General features: G+C 67.7%; 20 protein-coding genes. 6 read left to right on the forward strand and 14 right to left on the reverse strand.

The window, feature by feature from the left end; translation table 11 throughout:
* Position 1: 1 nt before the first annotated feature.
* The 9 genes from pheT to HNP51_RS02875 form a co-directional block, all read right to left on the reverse strand.
* Positions 2 to 2,425 carry a phenylalanine--tRNA ligase subunit beta gene (pheT, locus tag HNP51_RS02835; protein WP_184266857.1) on the reverse strand — a complete coding sequence of 808 codons (2,424 nt, stop codon included), beginning with the start codon at positions 2,423 to 2,425 and terminating at the stop codon, positions 2 to 4.
* Positions 2,422 to 2,808 (reverse strand): hypothetical protein, encoded by a 387-nt coding sequence (locus HNP51_RS02840; protein WP_184266859.1) that lies wholly within the window; start codon positions 2,806 to 2,808, stop codon positions 2,422 to 2,424. Before HNP51_RS02840 ends, pheT begins: the two co-directional genes overlap by 4 nt.
* Positions 2,805 to 3,224 carry a hypothetical protein gene (locus HNP51_RS02845; protein ID WP_184266861.1) on the reverse strand — a complete coding sequence of 140 codons (420 nt, stop codon included), beginning with the start codon at positions 3,222 to 3,224 and terminating at the stop codon, positions 2,805 to 2,807. Before HNP51_RS02845 ends, HNP51_RS02840 begins: the two co-directional genes overlap by 4 nt.
* Before the next feature lie 17 nt (positions 3,225 to 3,241).
* Positions 3,242 to 4,318, reverse strand: a complete 1,077-nt coding sequence (gene pheS, locus HNP51_RS02850) for a phenylalanine--tRNA ligase subunit alpha (RefSeq protein WP_184266863.1) — start codon at positions 4,316 to 4,318, stop codon at positions 3,242 to 3,244.
* Positions 4,319 to 4,388: 70 nt separating this feature from the next.
* The gene (locus tag HNP51_RS02855; RefSeq protein ID WP_114818166.1) at positions 4,389 to 4,592 is read right to left on the reverse strand and encodes a dodecin family protein; all 204 of its coding nucleotides are present in this window, start codon (positions 4,590 to 4,592) and stop codon (positions 4,389 to 4,391) included.
* A 183-nt stretch (positions 4,593 to 4,775) separates the two neighbouring features.
* Positions 4,776 to 5,132, reverse strand: a complete 357-nt coding sequence (gene rplT / locus HNP51_RS02860; protein ID WP_114818141.1) for a 50S ribosomal protein L20 — start codon at positions 5,130 to 5,132, stop codon at positions 4,776 to 4,778.
* A gap of 56 nt (positions 5,133 to 5,188) precedes the next feature.
* Complete coding sequence (gene rpmI / locus HNP51_RS02865; protein WP_003166435.1) at positions 5,189 to 5,386, reverse strand: 50S ribosomal protein L35; 198 nt, start codon at positions 5,384 to 5,386, stop codon at positions 5,189 to 5,191.
* A 275-nt stretch (positions 5,387 to 5,661) separates the two neighbouring features.
* Positions 5,662 to 6,183, reverse strand: coding sequence for a translation initiation factor IF-3 (infC, locus tag HNP51_RS02870; RefSeq protein WP_114817143.1), 522 nt, complete (start codon positions 6,181 to 6,183; stop codon positions 5,662 to 5,664).
* A 126-nt stretch (positions 6,184 to 6,309) separates the two neighbouring features.
* Positions 6,310 to 7,275: a glycosyltransferase family 9 protein gene (locus HNP51_RS02875; RefSeq protein WP_184266865.1), complete on the reverse strand. Its 966-nt coding sequence runs from the start codon at positions 7,273 to 7,275 to the stop codon at positions 6,310 to 6,312.
* An 80-nt stretch (positions 7,276 to 7,355) separates the two neighbouring features.
* Here HNP51_RS02875 and HNP51_RS02880 point away from each other — a divergent pair, with 80 nt between their 5' ends.
* Positions 7,356 to 8,108: an alpha/beta fold hydrolase gene (locus HNP51_RS02880; RefSeq protein WP_184266867.1), complete on the forward strand. Its 753-nt coding sequence runs from the start codon at positions 7,356 to 7,358 to the stop codon at positions 8,106 to 8,108.
* A gap of 18 nt (positions 8,109 to 8,126) precedes the next feature.
* On the opposite strand, the gene hslU is transcribed toward HNP51_RS02880, so the two are convergent.
* On the reverse strand, positions 8,127 to 9,431 hold the full coding sequence (gene hslU / locus HNP51_RS02885) for an ATP-dependent protease ATPase subunit HslU (protein ID WP_184266869.1): 1,305 nt from the start codon (positions 9,429 to 9,431) through the stop codon (positions 8,127 to 8,129).
* A 71-nt stretch (positions 9,432 to 9,502) separates the two neighbouring features.
* Positions 9,503 to 10,057, reverse strand: coding sequence for an ATP-dependent protease subunit HslV (gene hslV, locus HNP51_RS02890; RefSeq protein ID WP_184266871.1), 555 nt, complete (start codon positions 10,055 to 10,057; stop codon positions 9,503 to 9,505).
* Positions 10,058 to 10,197: 140 nt separating this feature from the next.
* On the opposite strand from hslV, the gene HNP51_RS02895 reads away from it, so the two are divergent.
* Together HNP51_RS02895 and HNP51_RS02900 are read left to right on the forward strand one after the other, a co-directional pair.
* The gene (locus HNP51_RS02895; RefSeq protein WP_184266873.1) at positions 10,198 to 10,608 is read left to right on the forward strand and encodes a BLUF domain-containing protein; all 411 of its coding nucleotides are present in this window, start codon (positions 10,198 to 10,200) and stop codon (positions 10,606 to 10,608) included.
* A gap of 30 nt (positions 10,609 to 10,638) precedes the next feature.
* Entirely contained in the window at positions 10,639 to 11,412 is a 774-nt protein-coding gene (locus tag HNP51_RS02900) for a molybdopterin-synthase adenylyltransferase MoeB (RefSeq protein ID WP_184266875.1), read from the forward strand.
* Here the strand turns inward: HNP51_RS02900 and HNP51_RS02905 are convergent.
* Positions 11,409 to 12,395, reverse strand: a complete 987-nt coding sequence (locus HNP51_RS02905; protein WP_184266877.1) for a D-glycerate dehydrogenase — start codon at positions 12,393 to 12,395, stop codon at positions 11,409 to 11,411. The genes HNP51_RS02900 and HNP51_RS02905 overlap by 4 nt on opposite strands.
* A gap of 153 nt (positions 12,396 to 12,548) precedes the next feature.
* Between HNP51_RS02905 and HNP51_RS02910 the strand changes: the two genes are divergently transcribed.
* From HNP51_RS02910 to fabB, 3 genes are all read left to right on the forward strand, one after another.
* Positions 12,549 to 13,019 carry an SH3 domain-containing protein gene (locus tag HNP51_RS02910; RefSeq protein WP_184266879.1) on the forward strand — a complete coding sequence of 157 codons (471 nt, stop codon included), beginning with the start codon at positions 12,549 to 12,551 and terminating at the stop codon, positions 13,017 to 13,019.
* A 112-nt stretch (positions 13,020 to 13,131) separates the two neighbouring features.
* A complete protein-coding gene (fabA, locus tag HNP51_RS02915) occupies positions 13,132 to 13,665 on the forward strand; it encodes a 3-hydroxyacyl-[acyl-carrier-protein] dehydratase FabA (protein ID WP_184266881.1) in 534 nt (177 codons plus the stop codon).
* A 61-nt stretch (positions 13,666 to 13,726) separates the two neighbouring features.
* Positions 13,727 to 14,956: a beta-ketoacyl-ACP synthase I gene (gene fabB / locus HNP51_RS02920; RefSeq protein ID WP_184266883.1), complete on the forward strand. Its 1,230-nt coding sequence runs from the start codon at positions 13,727 to 13,729 to the stop codon at positions 14,954 to 14,956.
* 358 nt (positions 14,957 to 15,314) lie between these two features.
* Here the strand turns inward: fabB and HNP51_RS02925 are convergent, their stop codons facing one another.
* On the reverse strand, positions 15,315 to 15,785 hold the full coding sequence (locus tag HNP51_RS02925) for a hypothetical protein (RefSeq protein ID WP_184266885.1): 471 nt from the start codon (positions 15,783 to 15,785) through the stop codon (positions 15,315 to 15,317).
* Positions 15,786 to 15,894: 109 nt separating this feature from the next.
* A complete protein-coding gene (locus HNP51_RS02930) occupies positions 15,895 to 17,220 on the reverse strand; it encodes a S1C family serine protease (RefSeq protein ID WP_184266887.1) in 1,326 nt (441 codons plus the stop codon).
* Positions 17,221 to 17,226 lie beyond the last annotated feature (6 nt).

Raw genomic sequence — 17,226 nt, forward strand, 5'->3', positions numbered from 1 at the left:
CTTAGGTCCTCAGCACCGCGCCGGCCTTGGCGGCGGCGGCGACGACCTTGGCGGTCAGGGCCTCGATCTCGGCCTCGGTCAGGGTGGCGGCGCGCGGCTGGATCTCGACCTCGATCGCGACCGACTTCTGGCCTTCCGGCACGCCCTGGCCGCGATAGACGTCGAAGACGCGCACCTCGGCGATCAGGGCCTTGTCGGCGCCGGCGACGGCGCGGGTCAGGTCGCCCACGGCCTTGGCCTCGTCCAACAGGAAGGCGAAGTCGCGGCTGAGCGGCATCAGGTTCGGCAGGTCCGCCGCGCCTCGCGCCTTGCCGCCTTTCCCACGCGGCTCAGGCACGGCGTCGAGGATGACCTCGAAGGCCAGCATGGGACCGTCGGCGTCCAGCGCCTTGAGCACGCGCGGATGCAGTTCGCCGAACTCGACGATGACGTTCTTGGGGCCCAGTTGCAGGCGGGCCGAACGACCGGGATGCCACCAGCTCTGGTTCGAGCCTTGCGCCAATTGCAGCGAGGCGACGGGCGCGCCGATCTCTTCCAGCAGGGCGAACAGGTCGGCCTTGAGGTCGAACAGGGCGTCTTCGCCCGTTCCGCCCCAGTGGCGGTCGGGGTGGGGCGCGATCAGGCCGCTGATGGCCGTCCGCTGGCCGTTCGGCTGGTCGTTCAGATAGACGGGGCCGACCTCGAACAGGGCCGCGTCGGCGTGGCCGCGCGCGGCGTTGCGCGCCGCCGCCTGGACCAGGTTGGGCAGGATCGACGGCCGCATGCAGTCGAGGTCGGCCGCGATGGGGTTTTCCAGCACCAGACGATCATCGCCGCCGCCGAACAGGACGGCGGTCGACTGCTTGGTGAAGGACCAGGTCACGGCCTCGGCATAGCCCAGGCTGGCCAGGGCGCGACGGGCGATGCGGACGCGGGCCTGACGCGGGCTGAGCACGCCGCCGGGGGCGCGAGCGACCTCGGGCAGGGGCGTGTTGGGCAGGGCGGCGAAGCCCTCGATGCGCGCCACCTCTTCGACCAGGTCGGCGCGGCCTTCGACGTCGCGGCGCCATGACGGCGGCGTCACGGTCCAGGGTTCAGCCTGATCGGCGCCGCCGGCGGTGACCAGAAAACCGAGCTGGCCCAGGATGGTGCCGATGCGGTCGTCGCTCAGTTCCATGCCGGTCAGGCGCTTCACATAGGCCGGGTCGAAGGCGAAGGGCGCCGGGCTGGCCGGCGGTTCGCCGACGAAGACGATCTCGGACGGCTCGCCGCCGCACAGGTCCAGAATCAGGCGCGTGGCCAGCTCCAGACCCGGCGTCACCGAGACCGGATCGACGCCGCGCGCGAAGCGGTACTGGGCGTCGGAATGGATGCCCAGGGTGCGGCCCGTCTGGGCGATGACGATAGGCTCGAACCAGGCGCTTTCCAGGAAGACGTCGGTGGTCGCCTCGTCGCAGCCGGTGCTTTCGCCGCCCATGACGCCACCCAGGCCGATGGGACGCTCGCCCCCGGCGTCGGCGATGACGCAGTCGCTCGGCGCGGCGGCGTAGGTCTTGCCGTCAAGCGCGATCAGATGCTCGGGTTCGCCCGTCTCCGCCGAGGTCAGGCCGCCCCGCACGACGATCTCGGTCCCCGACAGCTTGGCCATGTCATAAACGTGCAGCGGCCGAGCGCGGTCGTAGGCGATCAGGTTGGTGACATCGACCAGACGATTGATCGGGCGCAGGCCGATGGCGGTCAGGCGTTTCTGCAGCCAGGCCGGCGACGGGCCGTTCTTGACGCCGCGAATGACGCGACCGGCGAAGACCGGGCACATCTCCGGCGCGTCCAGCCGCACCGAGATCGGCGAGGGGAAGGCGCCGCGCACCACGGCGATGTCGAAATGCTTCAGCGTGCCGACGCTGGCGGCGGCCAGGTCGCGGGCGATGCCGGCGACGCCCAGCCAGTCGGGGCGGTTCGGCGTCACCTCGAAATCGATGACCGGCTCGGCGCCGAACAGGCCGGCGACCGGGGTCCCGACCGGGATCTCCGGCGGCAGTTCCTGAATGCCGTCGCTCTCGTCGGCCAGCTCCAGCTCCGAGGCCGAGCACAACATGCCGTGCGAGACGACGCCGCGCACCGGCTTCTCGACCAGGGTCACGCCCAGGCCAGGCACATAGGCGCCGATGGGGGCGTAGATGGTGGTCAGGCCCGGACGCGCGTTCGGGGCGCCGCAGACGATTTCCTTGAGGCCATCGACGGTCTCGACCTGACAGACCTGCAGGCGGTCGGCGTCGGGGTGACGCGCCGTCGAGAGGATCTTGGCCACGGTGAAGGGCGCCAGGACGGCGACCGGATCATGGACCGCCTCGACCTCCAGCCCCGCCATGGTCATGGCCTCGGCGATCTGGTGGACGTCGGCCTCGGTCTCGAGGTGGTCCTTCAGCCAGGAAAGCGTGAACTTCATTGGGCGGCTCCGCCCAAGGCAGCGACCATGTCGTCGAGATAAGCCTTGGTTCCGGTGAAGCCTACGCCCAGGAAGCGGCAGTTGATGAATTTGCAGTCCTTGAACGGAATAGCGCCTGTCACGCGCTGAGGCCCGACGGGCTGCAGCATCAGGTTGCGCGGGTCGCCATGGGCGTCGCCCATGTTGCAGCCGTCGAAATGGCAGCCTTCCAAGGGCAGCAGAACGCCCGGCCCTTCGATCAGGCAGTCAATGAAAGTGCGGTTCTCGACGATCAGCGACCCGGCGCGGCTGGTCTCCATGAACAGCTGCGGCAACCAGACGTTGACCTTCTTGTATTCCGGGCCGGGGCCGAGCAGTTCGAGCGTGATGGGTGCGTCGGTCATGCCTGGGCCGCCTCGCCGCGCGCACTCAAAAGATCCTTCTCGAGGCCATCAAGCATCTCACGCGCGCCGGTGAAAGCCACTTGAACAAAACGGCAGCGGACGAACTTGCAGTTCGACATGCCGATGGCGCCGGCGATCATGTCGCCGCGCGGGTCGAGCAACAGGGTCTTCGGGTTTTCGGCCACGCCCATGTTGCAGGTGTCGAAGCTGGTGCCGTTCATCACCGCCATCACCGCCGGGCCTTCGATCAGGCATTCGGTGAAGGTCTTGCCCTCGATGAAGGTCTGGCCGGCGTTCATGTGATGCACCGACAGCGACGGCAGCCAGACGGCTTCCTTTTCAAAGGTGGTGCGGGCCACCAGTTCGCGGCCGAACTTTTCTTCTGCGGACATCGGGGTCTGGGTCTGGTCGGTCATGTCTGAAACTCTCGAAGTCAGCTGAGGCCGCTGGCCGGGTTGGGCGCGGCGAAGGCGGAGAAGCCGTAGTGCGCCAGCCAGCGCGTATCGGCCTCGAACATGGGGCGCAGGTCGGAGACGCCGTATTTCAGCATGGCCAGGCGATCCACGCCCATGCCGAAGGCGAAGCCCTGATACTCGTCCGGGTCGATGCCGCAGTTGCGCAGCACATTGGGGTGAACCATGCCGCAACCGAGAATCTCCAGCCAGTCCTCGCCCTCGTTCAGGGTCAGCTTGCCGCCCGAGCGGTCGCAGCGGATGTCCATCTCGGCCGAGGGTTCGGTGAAGGGGAAGTGGTGCGGACGGAAGCGGGCGTTGACGTCGTCCAGCTCGAAGAAGCGGGCGATGAAGGTCTCCAGCGTGGTCTTCAGGTGCCCCATGTGAATGTCGCGGTCGATCACCAGACCCTCGATCTGGTGGAACATCGGCGTATGGGTGGCGTCGGAATCCTTACGGAAGGTGCGGCCGGGCGCGATGATGCGGATCGGCGGCTTCTGGCTCATCATGGTCCGCACCTGCACCGGGCTGGTGTGGGTGCGCAGCACCTTGCGCTCGCCCGTTTCCGGGTCGGGCTTCAGGAAGAAGGTGTCGTGCATCTCCCGCGCCGGGTGCTTGGGCGGGAAGTTCAGCGCGGTGAAGTTGTGGAAGTCGTCCTCGATATCCGGGCCTTCGGCCACGGCGAAGCCCATCTCGGCGAACAGGGCGATCATCTCGTCCATGACCTGCATGGTCGGATGCACCCCGCCCTTGCGGCGCGGACGGCTGGGCAGGGTCAGGTCGACGCGCTCGGCCAGAAGCCGGGCGTCCAGCTCGGCGGCCTCCAGCTCGGCCTTTTTCGCGACGATGGCGGCGCTGACGCGGTCGCGCAGGCCGTTGATGATCGGCCCCTGCTCGCGGCGTTCGTCAGGGCTGAGCGCGCCCATCCCCTTCAGCAGGGCGGAGACGGCCCCTGTCTTGCCGAGGGCGGCGACGCGCACCTCTTCGATCGCAGCGACGCTTTCGGCCGCTCCGATGGCGTTGATCAGGTCGAGTTCTAGCTGGGCGAGATCGGTCATGGTCCGCAGCGTCTAGCCCGACACGGCCGTCACGCAAAGCCTTCAGCGTCGATCAAACTCAGTCGGCCCCTCAATCCGCGAGGACGAAGGTGACCTTCATATTGACCCGGTATTCGGCGATCTGGCCGTCGCGGACCACGACCTTCTGGTCCTGGATCCACGCCCCCTCGACATGACGCAGGGTCTTGTCGGCGCGGGCGATGCCCTGGGCGACAGCGTCGTCGAAGCTGACTGTCGAGGATGAAGTGATTTCGGTGACGCGAGCGACGGACATCAGCAAAGCCTCCTGAACCGCCAAGGTCGCCAGTCGACCCGGCTGTCGCACTCCAACGCCCGACCCGGCCAAAAGGTCAGGCTTGGCCATGAAAAACGCCCGCCCCGGCGACCGGGACGGGCGTTTTTGTCTTCTTACGCTAGCGCTCGGCCCGCGGGGCTGAGCGGCTTGAGCGCGAAAGCCTTAGGCGGCCAGAGCGGCGCGAACCTTGTCAGCGATGGCCTTGAAGCTGGCTTCGTCGGCGGCGATCGTCGACAGGACCTTACGGTCCAGCACGATGCCGGCCTTGTCCAGGCCGTGGATGAACTGCGAGTAGGTGAAGCCTTCCAGACGGGCGGCGGCGTTGATGCGCTGGATCCACAGGGCGCGGAACGAACGCTTCTTGTTGCGACGGTCGCGGTAGGCGTACTGGCCTGCGCGGTCGACGGCGGCCTTGGCCGTGCGGATGGTGTTCTTGCGGCGGCCGTAGAAGCCCTTGGCCTGCTTAAGAACCTTCTTGTGTTTGGCGTGGGACGTTACGCCCCGTTTGACGCGAGCCATGTGTCGCTATCCTTTCAAATTCTTACGTAGAGATCAGATCGAAACGCGCGCGCCGATCAGGCGTACGGCATGTAGGATTTGATCTTCTTGGCGTCGGCGTCGGCCATGACCGAGGTGCCGCGGTTCTGGCGGATGTATTTGGAGTTGTGGCTGATCAAGCGGTGACGCTTGCCCGCAACGCCGGCCTTCACCTTGCCAGTGGCCGTGAATTTGAAGCGCTTCTTGGCGCCAGACTTCGTCTTCAGTTTCGGCATTTTCACTCTCTCTTTTTAGTGGGCTATCGCTCTTCGAGCTGCTTGAGCCCGGAGTGCGAAGCTGAAACGAACGGCCCAGGCATGCCTGTTAGCCCGGCTGTTCGGTCGCGAAGAGGCGGCTTCTACGCCGAACCCCGGCGCGAGGCAAGCGGAGTCACGGCTTCAACAATCCGGCCGACGCGATTCCCGGCCGCCAACCCGCGCCCCAGCCCTTCGGGCAAGAAAAAGCCCCGGCTGCAAGGCCGGGGCTTTTCATATTCAGCGATGGATCGCGATCAGCGCGGCGCCAGGATCATGATCATCTGGCGGCCTTCCATACGCGGAGCGTACTCGACCTTGGCGACTTCGTCGAAGTCGGCCTGCACCTTGTTGAGCAGTTTCATGCCCAGTTCCGGGTGCGCCATTTCACGACCGCGGAAGCGCAGGGTCACCTTGACCTTGTCGCCCTCCTCGAAGAAGCGATGCATCGACTTGGCCTTGACCTCATAGTCATGGGTATCGATGTTCGGACGGAGCTTGATTTCCTTGAGCTCGACGACCTTCTGACGCTTGCGCGCCTCGGCCTTCTTCTTCTGCTCCTGGAAACGATGCTTGCCGTAGTCCAGGATCTTGCAAACCGGCGTCTCGGCGTTGCCGACGATCTGGACGAGATCCAGACCGGCCTCTTCGGCCGCTTCCAGCGCGGACGACAGCGGCATGACGCCCTGTTTCTCGCCGTGTTGGTCGATCAGCAGCACGCGCGTGGCGCGGATTTCCTGGTTGATGGGCGGCCCGTCTTTGACGGGCGGCGCTTGCATGGGACGGCGAATGGGCGTCGTTTCCTTATGTGGTCAGAAGAGTAGGCGATAATTCTCGCAGAGATCAGCGCGCGACTGAGAGCGGCGTTCCCGGCGGCGGGAATATGGCGATAGAAGCCCTGTAATTCAAGGCTGGTCGGGGTTTGAGCCGCCGATGTAGGCGTCATGCAGCGCGAGAACCCCTTCAAAGACGTGATCGACGGTCAAATCCTCGATTGGTGCGAACTGCCCGCGGGTCTCGTTCGAAGCCGCCATGCGCGTCTTGGGCCCCCAGGGTCCGTAGAGCCACCACTCTGTCGGACCGAACAGGCCCAGCGTGGGTCGGCCAAGCGCCGCCGCGACGTGCATCAGCCCGCTGTCATTGCCGACGAACAGGGCGGCGCGGTCGATAGCGGCGGCTGAACACAGGATATCGCCCTTGCCCACGCAGTCGATGCCGCGGTCACCGGCGGCCTCCAGGGCGGGTGTCGCCGGCGGCCGGTCGCCGGGTCCGCCGACCGGCATGAAGCGCCAGCCGTCGAAGCGCGGCTCGGCCTTCAGTTTTTCGACGAGCGCGCCCCAGCGGTCGGCGGGCCAGGACTTGCCCGGTTGATGGGCGATCGGCGCCAGGGCGAGGATCGGCCCCGCGCCCGGCCCTGCGGCCAGCTGCGGGTCGATGACGGCGGCGGCCTCGGCGCGGGCCTGATCGTCGAGGAAGATTTCCGGGTCCAGCGGCGTCGCCGAGCCCATCAGGCGCGACACCATCTCGACCTTGCGCAGGCCGGTCTCCCAGCGGCGGTTATAGACGATGCGGCGCTTGGCCGGGATCAACCAGGCCAGGGCCGAGCCGCGGATGTCGACGACCAGATCCCACTGCGTGCCGCGTACCTGCTTCCACAGATCGACCCAGTGTCCGGCGGCCTTCTTCTTGTCGAGGATGATGACCCGCTCGACATTCGGCGCCGAGCGGAAAAAGGGCGCGGGCGGACGGCCGCAGGCGACGGTGATCCGCACCCCCGGCAACTGGCGCGCGATCTCGCGGATCACGCCGGAAGAGATGACGCAGTCGCCGATGCGGTTCGAGGACACGAAAAGGGCTTTGGGTGCGGACAAGCGGGGCTCTCGCGGCCTGTGAAGAAACCCGGTCTCTGCTAAAGCCATTCCGCAAGGAATGACAGTCCGAGGAGCTTTGCATGTCCGACGTCCAAACCCCGATCCAGACCTTGAACCGCCAGGACGGCGAGAGCCTGGCCTTCAAGGCTGTGGCGGGCACGGGAGCGACCGTGATCTGGGTCGGCGGCTTCCGCTCGGACATGGAGGGGACCAAGGCGCTCGCCCTCGAACAGGCGGCGCGCGAGCGTGGCTGGAACTATGTCCGCTACGACCACTTCGCCCACGGCCAGTCCTCGGGCGACTGGAGACAGGCCACCATCGGTCGCTGGCGCGAGGACGCGATCGCCCTGATCGACAGTCTCGACGGCCCCGTCATCCCGGTCGGCTCATCAATGGGCGGCTGGGTCGCCCTGCTGGCGACCCTGGCGCGGCCGGAGCGGATCAAGGGTCTGGTGCTGGTCAATCCGGCCCAGGACTTCACCGAAAAGCTGATGTGGCCGGGTCTGGCCGACCACGAGCGTCAGGCCATCCTGCGCGAAGGCGAGACCGTCATCACCGAGGAGGGGCTGGGGTCCTACGTCCTGACCCGGCGCATGTTCGAAGAGGCGCGCGACTGGCTGCTGCTGGACGGGGTGATCGACATCAGCGCGCCGGTTCACGTCCTGCAAGGCCGCGCCGACGACGTGGTGCCGTGGCGCCATCAGATCGAACTGGCCGAGCGTCTGACCGGCGGCGACGTGCGTCTGGACCTGATCGAGGGCGGCGACCACCGGCTGTCGAGCCCCAGCGACCTGGATCGTCTGGTCGCGGCGGTGGAGGCGATGCGGGGCTGACCCCGCACCGCCGTCCAATCACAGAATGAAGCGGCTCAGGTCGATGTTCTTGGCCAGTTCCCCGACCTTCTCGCGCACCTTGTCGCCGTCGAAGGTCAGGGTCTGGCCCGACAGGTCCGAGGCCTTGAAGCTGGTCTCCTCCAGCACCCGCTCCATCACGGTCTGCAGCCGGCGGGCGCCGATGTTCTCGACGGTGTTGTTGGCCGCCACGGCGGCGTCGGCCATCGCCTCGACCGCATCGTCAGTGAAGACCAACGTGACGCCCTCGGTTTCCAGCAGGGCCTGGTTCTGACGGATCAGGTTGGCCTCGGGCTCGGTCAGGATGCGCTTGAAGTCGTCGCGGGTCAGGGCCTTCAGCTCGACCCGGATCGGCAGGCGGCCCTGCAGTTCGGGCAGCAGGTCCGACGGCTTGGCCACGTGGAAGGCGCCCGAGGCGATGAACAGGACGTGGTCGGTCTTCACCGGCCCGTACTTGGTCGACACCGTCGTCCCCTCGATCAGGGGCAGCAGGTCGCGTTGCACGCCTTCACGTGAAACATCGGCCCCGGAGGCGCCCTGACGCGCCGCCACCTTGTCGATCTCGTCGAGGAAGACGATGCCTTCGTTTTCGGCGAGCAGAAGCGCTTCCTTGGTCAGGCTTTCCTGATCCAGCAGCTTGTCGCTTTCTTCCGTCGTCAGCGGCGCCATGGCTTCGGCCACGGTCAGCTTGACCGTCTTGGTGCGCCCGCCGCCCATCTTGCCCAGCAGGTCGGACAGGTTCAGCAGGCCGACGTTGCCGCCGCCGCCCGGCATGTCCAGGCCCTGAAGCGGCGAGGTCGTGTCGGCCAGGGCGATCTCGATCTCCTTGTCGTCCAGTTCCCCGGCGCGCAGCTTCTTCCTGAAGGCCTCGCGCGTCGCGGGCTGCGAGCCCGGCCCCACCAAGGCGTCCAGGATCCGCTCCTCGGCCTGGCCCTCGGCGCGCGCCTTGACCCCGGCGCGGCGCTTGTCGCGCACCATGACCAGGGCGCTTTCAACCAGGTCGCGCATGATCTGATCGACGTCGCGGCCGACATAGCCGACCTCGGTGAACTTGGTGGCCTCGACCTTGAGGAAGGGCGAGCCGGCCAGCCTGGCCAGGCGCCGGGCGATCTCGGTCTTGCCCACGCCCGTCGGGCCGATCATCAGGATGTTCTTGGGCGTGACCTCGTCGCGCAGATCCTCGGGCACGCGCTTGCGGCGCCACCGGTTGCGCAGGGCCACGGCCACGGCGCGCTTGGCGTCGTCCTGACCGACGATGTAGCGGTCCAGTTCGGAAACGATTTCGCGGGGAGACAGATCGGTCATGGTTCAGACGGTCCAGAAATACTCGGATAGGCGCTCAAGCAGCGAGCCGCCGCGCGGCGAGCGATAGCGCCCTACAAACTTTCGATGGTCAGATTGCCGTTGGTGTAAACGCAGATGTCGGCGGCGATCTGCATGGCCTTGCGGGCGATCTGCTCGGCGTCCATCTCGGTATGCACGTCGATCAGGGCGCGGGCGGCGGCCAGCGCATAGTTGCCGCCGGAGCCGACGGCGGCCACGCCGTATTCCGGCTCCAGCACGTCTCCGACGCCCGTCACGGTCAGGATGGTGTCCTTGTCGGCGACCAGCAGCATGGCCTCCAGCCGGCGCAGATAGCGGTCGGTGCGCCAGTCCTTGGCCAGTTCGACGCAGGCGCGCGCCAGTTGATCCGGATACTGCTCCAGCTTGGCCTCAAGCCGCTCGATCAGGGTCAGGGCGTCAGCCGTGGCCCCGGCGAACCCGGCCAGGACCTTGCCGCCCGCCAGGGTGCGCACCTTGCGCGCCGCCCCCTTGACGATGGTCGGCCCCATCGAGACCTGGCCGTCGCCGGCGATGACGGTGCGGCCGTTCTTGCGCACCGCCAGGATGGTGGTGCCGTGCCAGTCGGGGAAGCTTGAGGTCTGGGTCATGGCGATCAGATGGCGAGGATTGCGCCCTCTCGCAAGACGCCGCCACGCCGCAGGGGCGGCGCATTGCTTGCCTATCCCCCGCCCCCGTGACAGGGAGTCTTCCGATATCAGTTGCGTCGCGTTCAGTTCGAGTTCCCGCCTTGCCTCTCCACCGCGCCCTCTACGTCAGCGACGCCGTCGGCGACGCCGCGACCAGCCTGCTGATTTTGGCCGAAATCCTCGGCGAGTCGGAGCGCAACAATCGTCGAGACGGGCTGACCGGGGTGCTGATGCGTCATGACGGGCGGTTCCTTCAGGCCATCGAGGGTCACCGCGCCGACGTGGACCGGCTGCTGGATCGACTCCGGGCCGATCCCCGCCACGAGAACCTCCGCCTGTTGTCGGATCAGGACGTGCCGGCCCGCCTCTTTCCGGCGTGGCCAATGACCCTGGCGCAGATGACGCCTGAGGCCGCCCGCATTTTGAACGGGGCCGCCCTCGACGAATTGAGCCCTCATCGCGCCGAAGCCCTGCTGACCACGGCGGCCCAGGCCCTGCCCATTCCCGCCTGACGGCTTGGCTCGACTGCGCTAGACAGAGGCGTGACCCAGTCTTCCGCTCCCGCCCCCACCCGCTTCTCTGATGAAGAGGTCGATCGCTACGCGCGCCAACTGGTGCTGTCCGAGCTCGGCGGCCCCGGCCAGCAGGCGCTGAAGCGCGCGCGGGTGCTGATCGTCGGCCTGGGCGGGGTCGGGGCGCCCGCCGCACTCTACCTGGCCGCCGCCGGGGTCGGAACCCTGGGCCTGATCGACCATGACGCGGTCGCCCTGTCGAACCTTCAACGCCAGATCATCTTCACCACCGCCGACGCCGAGCGGCCCAAGGTCGAAGCGGGCGCCGCGCATCTCGCCGCGCTCAACCCCCATGTCGCCGTCGAGCCCTTTGTCGAGCGTCTGACGCCCGACAACGCCCGCAGCATCATCGAACGGTTCGATGTGGTGCTGGACGGCACCGACGACTTCGAGACCCGCTTCGCCGTCAACGCCGCCTGCGTCGCGAACGGCGTGCCGCTGGTGTCCGGCGCCCTGGGCCGCTGGAACGGCCAGGTCGGGGTCTTCACCGGCCAGCCCTGCTATCAATGCCTGGTGCCCGAGACCCCGCCCGACGCCGAGACCTGCGCCCGCGTCGGCGTCGTCGGGGCTCTGGCCGGCGTCATCGGCGCCATGGCGGCGCTGGAGGCGATCAAACTGATCACCGGGGCCGGCGAGCCCCTGACCGGCCGTCTGACGCTCTATGACGGCCTGGCCGGAACCAGCCGGGTGGTCAGGGTCGCCGCCGACCCAGCCTGCCCGGTTTGCGGATCAGCTCAAGCCTAGAGCATGGCCGGGATGACCCGGTCGGGCGGACGGTGACCGTTCTGATAGGTCATGATGTTGGCGATGACGCGGTCGCCCATGTCCTGACGGGCCTCGATGGTGGCCGAACCAAGGTGGGGCAGCAGCACCACGTTTGAGCGCCCCATCAAGCCGGGATGCACCGCCGGCTCGTGCTCGAACACGTCCAGGCCGACGCCGAACAGGGCGCGGCGGTCCAGGGCCTCGACCAGGGCCGCCTCGTCGATCAGTTCGCCGCGCGCCGTATTCACGACAATGGCGTGGGGCTGCAGCCGGGCGATGCGCTCGGCCGACAGCAGGTGATGAGTGTCCCTGGTGGCCGGGCAGTTCAGCGAGATGACGTCCATCCGCGCCAGCATCTGATCCAGATCGTCCCACCAGGTCGCGCCAAGCTCCTCGGCGATCATGTCCGAGACGGGTTTGCGATTGTGATAGTGGACCTGCATGCCGAAGGCCTTGGCGCGGCGGGCCAGGGCCTGGCCGATGCGACCCATGCCGACGATGCCCAGACGCTTGCCCCACAGCTTGCGCCCGCACATCCAGGTCGGGCTCCAGCCCTCGAACTGACCGGCGGCGACGACATTGGCGCCTTCGACGATGCGGCGGCTGACGCCCAGGATCAGGCTCATGGCCAGGTCGGCGGTGTCCTCGGTCAAAACGCCGGGGGTGTTGGTGACGATGATCCCGCGCGCCACAGCGGCGTCTATGTCGATATGGTCCACCCCGGCGCCGAAGTTGGCGATCATCTTCAGCTGATCGCCCGCGCCCGCAATCAGCTCGGCGTCCAGATGGTCGGTGATGGTCGGGATCAGGACCTCGGCGCGCTGCACGGCGGCGGCCAGATCGTCGCGCGACATCGGACGGTCGGTCAGGTTCAGCTCGGCGTCGAAAAGTTCGCGCAGCCGCGTTTCCACCGCGTCCGGCAGGCGTCTGGTTAATACGACCTTAAGCTTGCGAGCGGACATAGAGGGCCTGGGTTTTCGACGTGCGGGAACGCACGTACGGGACGGGTCGATCCGGTGTTTAGCAAAGCTGTGGTCAGGTTCAAAAGTTTCCGGCGTATCGCCGTCATCACCGCCGTTCTAGGGCTAGGCGTCTTCGCGGGCGCCGGCGCCCTCATGCCTGATGGTCGGCCCACGCCGACCGGGCTGGACGTGCCGCGCTGGGTCACGCTGAAATCCTCTCAGGTCCGCGCCCGCCAGGGGCCGGGCCTCGACTACCGGATCCTGTGGGAGTACCGCGCCGCGGGCCTGCCCGTGCAGGTGATCGCCGAGACCAGGGAGTGGCGCAAGATCTGCGACCCCGACGGCTCGGTCGCCTGGATCCACCGCACCGTGGCCTCGGGCCGCCGCAGCGTGTTCAACCGCTCGGCCGAGGAGATCATGATCCATTCGGGCCGGTCGGCGACCTCCTCGGTACGCGCCCGCCTGTCGCCCCGCGCCATCGTCTCGCTGGATGAATGCGAAGAGGGTTGGTGCCGGGTCCGCGCCCGCAAGATCCGCGGCTGGGTGCCCGAGCGCGCCGTGTTCGGAACCCAGGAACGCGCCCTGTGCAACGCCGCCCGCCCTGCCGGCGCGGGTCGCAGCTAGAGCGATTATCAGGCTTGGAAGCTGATCCACCGGTCAGGCTCCAGCCTTCACAACAGTTGAGCGGGCGCGCAGGGTCGTGTAACCCGCCCGCAACACTTCCGGAGCGTCATCCTTGAGCCAGTCCCAATATCCGTCGTCGTTCGATCATGAAGGCCTGCTGGCCTCGGGCCGTGGCGAACTGTTCGGTCCGGGCAACGCCCAGCTGCCGGCCCCGCCGATGCTGATGTTCGACCGCATCAAGACCATCACCGCCGACGGCGGCGACTACGGCAAGGGCTATGTCGAGGCGGAACTCGACATCAATCCGGACCTCTGGTTCTTCCAGTGCCACTTCATCGGCGACCCGGTCATGCCGGGCTGCCTGGGCCTGGACGCCATGTGGCAGCTGGTCGGCTTCTACCTCGGCTGGATCGGCGGCGCCGGCAAGGGCCGCGCCCTGGGCGTCGGCGAGGTCAAGTTCACCGGCCAGGTCACCCCGGACATCAAGAAGGTGGTCTATAAGGTCCACCTGAAGCGCGTCATCAACCGCAAGCTGGTCATGGGCATCGCCGACGGCGTGCTCGAGGCCGACGGCGAGGTCATCTACACCTGCGCCGACATGCGTGTCGGCCTGTTCGGCGGCGTGGTAGCGTCGACCGAAGCCTGACCCCATTTAATGCAGACCGCGGTCAACGCGGCGCCTGAAGACTGAACGTTAGGAAACCACCATGCGGCGTGTTGTCGTCACCGGATTGGGCATCGTCTCCTCCATCGGCACTGGCCAGGACGAGGTCACAGCCTCACTGCGCGAAGCCAAGTCGGGCGTCCAGCACGCCGCCGACCACGCCAAGTACGGCTTCCGCTCACAGGTCTGGGCGCCGCCGTCGCTCGGCGTGACCGCCGAGGACTGGACGCCGCTGGTGGACCGCCGCGCCGCGCGCTTCCTCGCCAACGGCACGGCCTGGGCGCACATCGCCTTTGAAGAAGCGCTGAAGGACAGCGGCCTGAGCGCCGAAGAGATCAAGGACGAGCGCATCGGCCTGATCGTCGGCGAGGGCGGCCCCTCGACCCAGGTCATCCTGCAGGCGGCCCAGACCACCATCGAGAAAGGCTCGCCCAAGCGCGTCGGCCCCTTCGCCGTGCCCAAGGCCATGGCCAGCGGCCCGTCAGCGGTTCTGGCCACCTGGTTCCAGCTGAAGGGCATCAACTATTCGATCAGCTCGGCCTGCGCGACCTCGGCCCACTGCATCGGCGCGGCCGCCGAGCAGATCGCCTGGGGCAAGCAGGACGTGGTTTTCGCCGGCGGGTGCGAGGACATCGACTGGTCCATGTCGAACATGTTCGACGCCATGGGCGCCATGTCCTCCAACTTCAACGAGACACCTGGGGTCGCCAGCCGCGCCTATGACAAGGACCGCGACGGCTTCGTCATCGCCGGCGGCGCCGGCATCGTGGTGCTGGAAGAGTACGAACGCGCCGTGGCGCGCGGCGCGACCATCTACGCTGAAGTCACCGGCTACGCCGCCAACTCGGACGGCTACGACATGGTGGCCCCCTCGGGCGAGGGCGCCGAGCGCTGCATGAAGCTGGCGCTGAAGATGGCCGGCGACCCGCGCATCGACTACCTGAACCCGCACGGCACCTCGACCCCGGTCGGCGACTCCAAGGAGATGGGCGCGGTGCGCAACGTCTTCGGCGAAGACCTGCCCATGATCTCCTCCACCAAGTCGCTGACGGGCCACTCGCTCGGCGCGGCGGGCGCCCAGGAAGCGATCTACTGCCTGCTGATGATGAAGCACGGCTTCGCCGCCGAAAGCGCCCACATCGAAAACCTGGACCCCGACTTCGAGGGCATGCCGATCCTGCGTCAGCGTCACGACGGCGAACTGAAGCATGTCATGTCCAACAGCTTCGGCTTCGGCGGCACCAACGGCACCCTGATCCTGTCGAAGGTCTGATTTCGACCCGGCGAGCAAAAAATCTCGCAGAACACGAAAAGGCCCCCATTCGGTCGTGAGCCCGCCCGGAACGGGGGTCAAATCTACATCATCGGCCTGTCGGAGTTCGGAAGAGTCCCGGATCCTGAACAGCCCCCCCAGCCCCCCAGGATTTTTCCGCTAGTGGGCTTCGACGGGCCGATGCTTCCTCCAAGCAGAGACGCCCGTGATCGCCCTCCTCCCCCTCCTGGCGACGCGGGCGTTTTGCTGTCTGGACCTAGCCGCGAGCATCAGCGCAGGCAAAACCTGATCCGCCTGATCGCCGGGTCGAAGCCTCAGCGATCAGATAGGACGAGCGGGCGGCCCCGGCCGCCTGGCCTCAAGGCTGCGGCGTCGTGCTGGTCACGACGGCAGGGCCATTCGACGCGGGCTGAACCACGGTTTGACGCTCAATAACAACAGGCTCCGACGCCTGGGCTTGGGCGGTGCGCGCCTCGGCTTCGGCGCGAATCGCTTCGGCGCGAGCCGTTGCGGTCTGAGCCTGGGCGATGGCGACGCTGTCCCGGGCGCCGTTGAGCTGGTTCTGGACAAGAGCCGCCTCTGCGGTCTGGCGAGCGCTTTCGGCGGCGGCCTCCGCCTGGGCGACGCGCAGGTCGGCGTCGGTCGCCTGTTCAGCCGGTCGCGTGAGGAACCACAACAGCGTCACAACGGCCAGGGCGGCCAGGATACCGACGCCCCACCAGGCCGCGTTGCTGCTTTCGCGTTGAATGATCACCGTCTCCTGGACGCGTCGCTCGACGCCCGGCAAGGGCGTAATCACATTAGGGTCGTCTCGCTTGAAATCGTCCACGGTCGCATCTCCTCGGTTCGGGGCTCAAACCGCCCTGTGAGGACAATGGTTCCGCTTGCTTCCGGGGGCGCGGCGGCGCGCGAAGCCGCCCGCCGAGCGGGGCCGAATATCAGCCGGGCAGGTGGATCGTGATCCGCTCGCCGTCGCGCATCACCGTCAGCTCAGCCGCACCGGCGGCGGCTTGCAAGGCCGTCGCCAGGGCGGTCATGTCGCTGACGCTTGCCCCGCCCGCCGACACCACGACGTCGCCCGCCTGAACGCCCGCCGCCGCTGCGGCTGAGCCGGCCTCGACCACGGTGATCTGAGCCCCCTCGCCCGCGTTGCGGAAGGTCAGGCCGCGCGCCATCGTCGCGCTGCGCCCGACACGTACGGCGGGAAGGTCGGATGATTGAACCGTCAGGCTGGTCGTCGCCTCGCGCCCGTCACGCAGATAGACGACCGGCAGGGTCGCGCCCGGCCGGGCGATGCCCACCGTGGCCTGAACCGAGCCGGCGTTGGCCACGGGGCGATTCTGGATGCGGGTGATGACGTCGCCGGGGCGCAGTCCCGCCGCCTCGGCCGACGATCCCGGCGCCGCGTCATAGACCACCGCCCCGCGCACCAGGTTCAGACCCAGCTCGCGCGCCCGCTCCGCCGTCAGCGAGCCCAGGGCCACGCCGATCTGGCCGCGCTTGACCTCGCCGGTGGCGCGCAGTTGGTCGACCACGAACATCATGATGCGGGTCGGCACGGCAAACGCGATGCCGTCGTTGCCGCCGCCCATGCCGCCCGACAGGATAGAGGTATTGATGCCGATCAGCCGCCCCCGGCTGTCCAGCAGCGGCCCGCCCGAGTTGCCCGAGTTCACGGCCGCATCGGTCTGGATATAGTCCTCGATGGCGTCGCCCATGCCCGAGCGGTTCAGGCCCGAGATCACCCCCATAGTCAGGGTCTGATCGAGGCCCAGCGGATAGCCCACGGCGAAGGCCAGATCGCCGGTGCGCAGGGTGTCGGAATCCACGGTCTGGACCTGCGACAGTCCCGCGCCTTCAATCTTCAGCACGGCGATGTCGGTGGCCTTGTCCGCCCCGATCAGGACGGCGTCGAACAGGCGCCCGTCGCTCAGGTCGACAGTAAACTTCTGGCCGTTCTCGATGACGTGGTTGTTGGTGACGATGATGCCGTTGGCGGCGTCGATGATGACGCCTGATCCGCCCTGCGAAGGCTTGGGATCGCCGTCCGAACGCGGGCCGCGCGACTGGCCCAGGGTCGTGACCTGCACGACGGCGGGCAGGGAGGCGTCCAGACCGGCGGCGAAGGTGAAGACCCCGCGCCGCGCGTCATAGGGCAGGCCCGCCACGCTCGGCGTCTGGGCCGAGGCCGCCGCGACAGGCGCGGCGCTGAAGATCAGGGCAAGGGCGGCGCCGGTCGAGGCCAGCAGGGTGTGTCGCGTCATGGTCGG

The sequence above is a fragment of the Brevundimonas bullata genome, assembly GCF_014207965.1.
Taxonomy (GTDB): domain Bacteria; phylum Pseudomonadota; class Alphaproteobacteria; order Caulobacterales; family Caulobacteraceae; genus Brevundimonas; species Brevundimonas bullata_A.

Bases quoted from the DNA above. Each gene is read 5' to 3' on its own strand.
- pheT (WP_184266857.1), bottom strand. From the start codon at position 2,425: ATGAAGTTCACGCTTTCCTGGCTGAAGGACCACCTCGAGACCGAGGCC.
- HNP51_RS02840 (WP_184266859.1), bottom strand. From the start codon at position 2,808: ATGACCGACGCACCCATCACGCTCGAACTGCTCGGCCCCGGCCCGGAA.
- HNP51_RS02845 (WP_184266861.1), bottom strand. From the start codon at position 3,224: ATGACCGACCAGACCCAGACCCCGATGTCCGCAGAAGAAAAGTTCGGC.
- pheS (WP_184266863.1), bottom strand. From the start codon at position 4,318: ATGACCGATCTCGCCCAGCTAGAACTCGACCTGATCAACGCCATCGGA.
- HNP51_RS02855 (WP_114818166.1), bottom strand. From the start codon at position 4,592: ATGTCCGTCGCTCGCGTCACCGAAATCACTTCATCCTCGACAGTCAGC.
- rplT (WP_114818141.1), bottom strand. From the start codon at position 5,132: ATGGCTCGCGTCAAACGGGGCGTAACGTCCCACGCCAAACACAAGAAG.
- rpmI (WP_003166435.1), bottom strand. From the start codon at position 5,386: ATGCCGAAACTGAAGACGAAGTCTGGCGCCAAGAAGCGCTTCAAATTC.
- infC (WP_114817143.1), bottom strand. From the start codon at position 6,183: ATGCAAGCGCCGCCCGTCAAAGACGGGCCGCCCATCAACCAGGAAATC.
- HNP51_RS02880 (WP_184266867.1), top strand. From the start codon at position 7,356: ATGTCCGACGTCCAAACCCCGATCCAGACCTTGAACCGCCAGGACGGC.
- hslU (WP_184266869.1), bottom strand. From the start codon at position 9,431: ATGACCGATCTGTCTCCCCGCGAAATCGTTTCCGAACTGGACCGCTAC.
- hslV (WP_184266871.1), bottom strand. From the start codon at position 10,057: ATGACCCAGACCTCAAGCTTCCCCGACTGGCACGGCACCACCATCCTG.
- HNP51_RS02905 (WP_184266877.1), bottom strand. From the start codon at position 12,395: ATGTCCGCTCGCAAGCTTAAGGTCGTATTAACCAGACGCCTGCCGGAC.
- HNP51_RS02910 (WP_184266879.1), top strand. From the start codon at position 12,549: ATGCCTGATGGTCGGCCCACGCCGACCGGGCTGGACGTGCCGCGCTGG.
- fabB (WP_184266883.1), top strand. From the start codon at position 13,727: ATGCGGCGTGTTGTCGTCACCGGATTGGGCATCGTCTCCTCCATCGGC.
- HNP51_RS02930 (WP_184266887.1), bottom strand. From the start codon at position 17,220: ATGACGCGACACACCCTGCTGGCCTCGACCGGCGCCGCCCTTGCCCTG.